The organism is Dietzia sp. B19 (assembly GCF_014145155.1).
In the GTDB taxonomy this organism is placed as follows: domain Bacteria; phylum Actinomycetota; class Actinomycetes; order Mycobacteriales; family Mycobacteriaceae; genus Dietzia; species Dietzia natronolimnaea.
This window is the reverse complement of sequence record NZ_JAALED010000169.1, coordinates 1-5,793: the sequence shown is the minus strand read 5'-3', so window position 1 is coordinate 5,793 and position 5,793 is coordinate 1. Positions and strand designations below refer to the sequence as shown.

Sequence of the window (5,793 nt, the reverse complement as noted above, 5' to 3'; positions counted from 1 at the left end):
GGCCGCCTTCCACGGGACGGCGAGATCGGGGAAATCGCGGGCGAAGCCACTGGTCAGGCTCGGGCCGGTTCGCTCCAGGGAGGTCATAGGCCGACGATACGTCCGTGCGGCCGGCGGCGCTTCTCCGCCGGATCGACCGCTGTCCGCCGCGATCGCCTCATCCGCGCGATCCCGTCGGCGCGGCAGGCCGCCACCTCCGACGCGTCCGGGTCAGCCGATCGGGAGCGGTCCGCGCCGTGGGCGGATAGATTTCGTACCGACACCGCTACTCGCACTTCTCGGAACCGAGGTTGAGCCATGTCCGCAGATGCCGTCGGATTCGCCCTCCTCATCCTGGGACTGGCGCTCCTCGTGGGCAAGATGATCCGCGTCAGGGTAGGGGTCGTCCAGTCGCTGTTCCTGCCCAGCTCGATCGTCGCGGGGGTGCTCCTGCTCCTCCTCGGCCCCGAGGTTCTGGGGCGCTTCGCCGGCCCTTGGGGCGAGAACGGCGTGTTCACCGAGTCCATGGTCACCGTGTGGTCGTCGCTGCCCGAACTGCTCATCAGCGTCGTGTTCGCGACCATGTTCCTGGGCCACAAGCTCCCGACACCCCAACGTGCGCTCAAACTGGTCGGACCCCAGCTCTCGCTCGGCGTGTCGATGGCGTCGGCGCAGTACGTCGTGGGGCTGCTCCTGGCAGCGCTCGTGTTGGTCCCGCTGCTCGCGGCCCCGGCGATGTCAGGTGCCCTCATCGAGATCGGTTTCGAGGGCGGCCACGGTACCGCGGCGGGCATGCGGCCGGTCTTCGAGGAACTCGGCTACAGCGAGGGCGCGGACATCGCGGTGGGGCTGGCGACGGTGGGCATCGTCGGCGGGATCGTGTTGGGCATCATCCTCATCAACTGGGGGGTCCGGACCGGAAGGACCGAACTCCTCACCGGGTCCGCGGCCATGTCGGAGGACGAGCGCAAGGGCGTGTTCGCCGAGGGCGAGAGCAACCCGGCCGGTGAGATGACCTCCCGGCCGTCCTCGATCGAACCGCTGACCCTGCACATCGCGCTGATCTCCGCGGCGATTCTCATCGGGCTGGGGATCCTCGAAGGCCTGCGGTGGATCGAGCAGCAGACCTATGCATCGGTCATGCTCGACGACAACACGCCGCTGGAGATCTTCGCGTACGTCCCCCTCTTCCCCATCGCCCTGCTGGGCGGCGTGATCGTGCAGGTAGTGGCCACCAAGACCGGCCTCGACCACTTCATCGACGGCGAGCTCATGCAGCGCATCCAGGGCTGGGCCCTGGACTTCCTGATCGTGGCCGCGATCGGGACCCTGTCCCTCCAGGCGATCGGGGACAACCTCGGGATGTTCGCCATCCTCGCCATCGCCGGCACCGTCATCAACCTCGCGCTCTTCCTGCTCCTCGCGCCACGCACCATCGGCCGGTTCTGGTTCGAGCGCGGTATCGGCGACTTCGGGCAGTCGATGGGCGTCACCGCGACAGGTCTCGTCCTGATGCGCATCGTCGACCCCGAGGCGGAGAGCCCCGCGTTCGAGGCCTTCGGCTACAAGCAACTCGTGTTCGAACCGTTCTTCGGTGGCGGACTCGTCACCGCCCTGGCGGTACCGATCATCTTCCTGACCGGGGTCTGGCCGCTGTTCTTCACCATGCTCGTCGTCTTCCTCGTGGCCGTACTGTCGGGCCTGCTCTACTTCCGCCCCAGGGAGATGAAGGACAGACGCGAGTGGGAGGAGCGACGGGCCGCCGCCGACCCACCCCCGTCGACGTGACCTCCGCACTCGACGCCGGGTGCCCGTGAACGCTCTACGGCCCGGATCTCCTCGGGCTCACGCACATTTCGCGGTACACCCATAAGATCAGGAGAACTCCATCGTCGGATCGACCCCGGGAGGACCCATGCGAACGAAGTCGTGGAGGCGATTGACCGACTCCCAGAAGGCCGCGATCCTGGTCCTGGCATCCGTTCAGTTGTCGCTGGCGGTCTCGGCCTGGACCGATCTGGCGTTCCGGCCCGCCGAACAGGTGCGTGGAAGCAAGGCCAGGTGGGCTGCCATCATCGCGGTCAACTTCATCGGACCCGCCCTCTACTTCGTGCGGGGGCGGCGGAGATGACCACCCGGGGACGGGCGGGGCTCGCCGCCGGTGTCCTCCTCGTCGTCGTCCTGACCCTCGGCGCGTGCGCCGCGGGACCCAACGTCGACGTCTCCCCGGAGGGCCTCGGTTTCTGGTGGGGGCTCTGGCACGGGCTCATCCTCCCGGTGACCTTCATCATCTCCCTGTTCACCGACACCGTGACCATCTACGAGGTGGGCAACAACGGCAACTGGTACAATTTCGGATTCGTCCTAGGAATCGCGTTGTTCTCCGGCCCTGCGATGGCGGGCTCCCGCCGCCGTTGACTCCCGGCACCTCTGGGGGAACCATCGCGCCCGCGCGACCGGATCCGGCCCGGCACCCGAACCGCGGTCGACGGTGCGGCCGCGGTCGCGCATGATCTCGTCCAGTCGCCCTTCGTCCAGGCCGGACCATTCGACGTAGTCGTCCCACTCGCGCCCGGTCATGACACGGAGAGACCGGAGAGCAGGACGAGCCGCGTCCCCACCGGGTCCACCACCCGGGGCGGTCTGGCTCCGTTCTCGTCGACGATCACGCTCGGCGGGGTACCGATCACTTTCTCTCCTAGGGTCGCGGCGACTGCGATCTCGTGAACGCTAGTTCACCTAGGCCGCGATATGGCCGCCGCGCACGCCAATTCACCTGGGTGAAATGGCACGTGAATCGCCAGCTCGAAGCCGATTGCAAAGGCTTCTCCACGCCCCGACCCCGCCCGGAATCGGAGTTGAACGAGCAACCTGCTTCTCGCGGATGGCCGCGGTCGGGCGCTCAGAGCAGACCGAGCCTCCGGGCCTCCTCGACCGCTGCGCCCCGGGACCGGGCGCCGAGCTTGCGGTACACGGACCGGAGTTGCGACTTGACCGTGTTCACGCTGACGAAGTGCCGGTCGGCGATCGCGGAGATGGACTCACCGGTCTCGAGACTTCGGAGGATCGCGTGCTCGCGCTCGGTGACCTCGGTCGCCGTATGCGGCGACGAGGGGGCGTCGGAGCCGGTCCGGTGGGCGGACACCGGGAGTTCAGGGCCCAACCTCGCCAGCTTCGCGATCGTCTCGCGGGGCAGCGTGGTGAACGGGCGGACCAGTCCGGTGAGCGCGGACGTGGTGACGGCGCGCTCCAGGTACCGCACCGCCTCCTCCCGCGCGGAGAGTCCGAGCGACGCGGTGGCGCCGACCAGGGACAGCTCGACGGAGTCCCGCTGGGTCACGCGGAGATCCCCGTGATGGCGCCTGACGATCTCCAACGCCCCCTCGTGATCGCCCTCGTACACCCTGATGCGGGCCCGGGCCGGCGCGGTGAGCGGATGGGACGAGGCACCGACCAGCTCGGTGGCCGCGTCCGACCCACCCAGCGCCAGGTGGAGGTCCGCACGGACCCCGTCGAGTAGTGGCCCCACCACCGCGCCATGTCCACACAACCCCGGGAACCGCGCCATATGGTGTTCGACGTACCTGAGCCCGTCGGCGGCGGTGCCGGTGCTCAGGGCGATCTGGCCGTACACGTAGAGCGCGAGACCCCACAGCTCCTCGCGGTCCGCCGGGGCTCCCAGGTCGGTGATCAGACCGATGGCAGACTCGGTATCCAGGCGGTCGAGTCGGGACAGCGCCGCCCCGATCATCCCGGCGGGCCGGACCACGAGCTCCGAGTCGCGCGGCAGTTGCGGGTGCTGCCGTTCTGCATCCCACCAGGTACCGGCGTCCGCCGGGTGCCCCAGGAGGGCGTGCGTCAAGGTGAGCTTGCCGGCCGCGTCCCGCTCGATGAAGGTGCCGGTTCCGAGCCGGTGGGCCCGGCGGAACATCCGTGTGGCGTCGTCGAACCGACCGACCAGGAGCAGGGTCAGGCCCAGGTGGAGGAAGACGAACGCGGGGCCGTCCCGTTCCGCCCGGGTCGACGTTTCGACATCGGGGACCGGTATCCGGCTGAGTCGGCTGTGCTCCGATGCGGCCGCCTCGAAGCGGCCGTCCATGCGCAGCGAGAGCATCCGCATCAGCCGCGCGGCATCGTCGGACTCGTCCAACTGGTCGGAGGACGTCGCGATGTCGGGTGCCGGCGCCGGACTGTCCTTCGGTGCGGAGAACTGACCGTGCATCCTCCGCAACGTGCCGAACAGTGGTTCGCTCTCCAGTACGTCGGCGGGTATGCGCCTGAGATCCCCGTCCATCTGCAGGAAGTTCGTCGTGTAGAGGGTCTTCCAGTGCTCGCGCAGGATCTCGCGTACGCGGTCCCAGTGCTCGGCGTCGATCGCGAGGACGAACGCGGCGTGCGGGTCGCCGTGCCGGAGCCAGTGGTTCGCCAGCGCGAGCCGGGTCTCGCGGAGATCGTCCGGGATCTCGGTCGCCGCCAGGCGGAGGATCGATGCCCTGACCGGATCCGGGTAGGCCCAGGTGGGCTCGGATTCCTCGGTATCCCGGACGACGAGGCCGAGCTGTTCCACCGCGGAGAGCCGGTCGGCCATCGCGCCCGGCCTCACGGCCGGCCCCTCGGCGACCCCGTCGATCGCGACCGTGGCAGCCGCCGGCGTCAGCGGCGTGGCCACCGCTGTCCGGAAGATCTCCTCGCGGCGGCCGGCCAGCGCGGGATCACCGGCCAGGACCCGGAGGAGGACGCGGTCGATCCCGGCGCGGATCCGGTCGATCGGGTCCCCTCGGGTCGAGGCGTTGCCCGACAGCGCGGTCAGGGCGGCTTCCACGAGACCGGCGAGCCGTCCGGTCTCGGCGGCGAGCGACCCCAGCGGGATCCGGTTCAGAGTGCGGACGCCCGCGAACTCGAGCGCGGCGGCGAGCTCGGTATCCGTGAGCATGAGGTCCGCCGGGGTCACGAGCACCCTGTCCGCGGGCATTCCGGGCGATCGGTGCCACTGGATCGCGGTGCGCGTGGTGGCGAGGACACGGATTCCGTCCGGTGGCGCCTGCAGGAGGAGATCGCGGACGTGCCCCTCCGGATCACCGGAGAGGTGGAGGTCGTCGAGAATCACGGTGAGGGGGCCGGGCCAGCATCGGACCAGGTCCCTCACCTCCTGGTAGGGATCACCCGACGGCTCGACGGGACCACCGGCCGACCCGGCCTCCGGGACCGCGCGGCCGACGGGGCCCTGCGCCGATCGGAGTGAGGTCACGACCGACTGCCAGTAGCGATCCCCGGTGAGGTCCGGGGCGGGGTCGATGATCCCGACCGTGGATCCACCGGATGAGGAGCCGTCGGACAGCCACTGCGCAAGCAGGGTGGTCTTGCCCGAGAACCGGGGGCCGTGGACCACCACCAGGCGGTCAGGTCCCGAGAGCATGTCCATCACTCGTGCACGCGGGGGGACCCCCGAGGCCGGGTGACGCGGGGAGAATGCGGCGAAGCCGGGGCCGGGGTCGGGTTTGGGCTTGGAGCCGCGAAGGGCCTCGCTCGACATCAGCCCCCCACTCCTGTTCTCGCAACCGGCATTACACGGCGGTCGAAGACGACCCTCGCCTGTCCGGCGGGGTTCGTCAAGGCATTCCGTGGGGCTCGGATGATGCGGTGGTGCTCCCTGCGGACGATCGCCCCGACATGGACAGGGTTCCCCGGAAGGCCGACCCCGTCCACGAGGACGGCCCGGGCCACCGGACGAGATCGCCGAGGGCACCTGGTGGGCCGTCGGCGGCCTGCTCGTGGGCGCGCTGGTCGCGGGACTCGCCGGCGGCGCCGGAGCAC

At 69.8% G+C, this 5,793-nt stretch carries 5 protein-coding genes; 3 read left to right on the top strand and 2 right to left on the bottom strand.

Features of this window, described 5'->3' with window-relative positions; translation table 11 throughout:
* Nucleotides 1-297 precede the first annotated feature (297 nt).
* From G6020_RS05980 to G6020_RS05970, 3 genes are all read left to right on the top strand, one after another.
* Nucleotides 298-1,767 (top strand): sodium/glutamate symporter, encoded by a 1,470-nt coding sequence (locus G6020_RS05980; RefSeq protein ID WP_182609986.1) that lies wholly within the window; start codon nucleotides 298-300, stop codon nucleotides 1,765-1,767.
* Between the two features lie 127 nt (nucleotides 1,768-1,894).
* Nucleotides 1,895-2,110, top strand: coding sequence for a PLDc N-terminal domain-containing protein (locus G6020_RS05975; RefSeq protein WP_182609985.1), 216 nt, complete (start codon nucleotides 1,895-1,897; stop codon nucleotides 2,108-2,110).
* Nucleotides 2,107-2,397, top strand: a complete 291-nt coding sequence (locus tag G6020_RS05970) for a hypothetical protein (protein WP_017838311.1) — start codon at nucleotides 2,107-2,109, stop codon at nucleotides 2,395-2,397. Before G6020_RS05975 ends, G6020_RS05970 begins: the two co-directional genes overlap by 4 nt.
* A 484-nt stretch (nucleotides 2,398-2,881) precedes the next feature.
* Here the strand turns inward: G6020_RS05970 and G6020_RS05965 are convergent, their stop codons facing one another.
* Both G6020_RS05965 and G6020_RS16715 read right to left on the bottom strand, forming a co-directional pair.
* Nucleotides 2,882-5,512 carry a LuxR C-terminal-related transcriptional regulator gene (locus G6020_RS05965; RefSeq protein WP_182609984.1) on the bottom strand — a complete coding sequence of 877 codons (2,631 nt, stop codon included), beginning with the start codon at nucleotides 5,510-5,512 and terminating at the stop codon, nucleotides 2,882-2,884.
* 76 nt (nucleotides 5,513-5,588) lie between these two features.
* Nucleotides 5,589-5,793, bottom strand: a 205-nt coding sequence (locus G6020_RS16715) for a hypothetical protein (RefSeq protein WP_206682205.1), incomplete at its 5' end; no start/stop codon positions are given.

What these genes read in the sequence shown, in the direction of transcription:
- G6020_RS05980 (WP_182609986.1), top strand. Translation starts at nt 298, where the DNA reads ATGTCCGCAGATGCCGTCGGATTCGCCCTCCTCATCCTGGGACTGGCG.
- G6020_RS05965 (WP_182609984.1), bottom strand. Translation starts at nt 5,512, where the DNA reads ATGTCGAGCGAGGCCCTTCGCGGCTCCAAGCCCAAACCCGACCCCGGC.
- G6020_RS05975 (WP_182609985.1), top strand. Translation starts at nt 1,895, where the DNA reads ATGCGAACGAAGTCGTGGAGGCGATTGACCGACTCCCAGAAGGCCGCG.
- G6020_RS05970 (WP_017838311.1), top strand. Translation starts at nt 2,107, where the DNA reads ATGACCACCCGGGGACGGGCGGGGCTCGCCGCCGGTGTCCTCCTCGTC.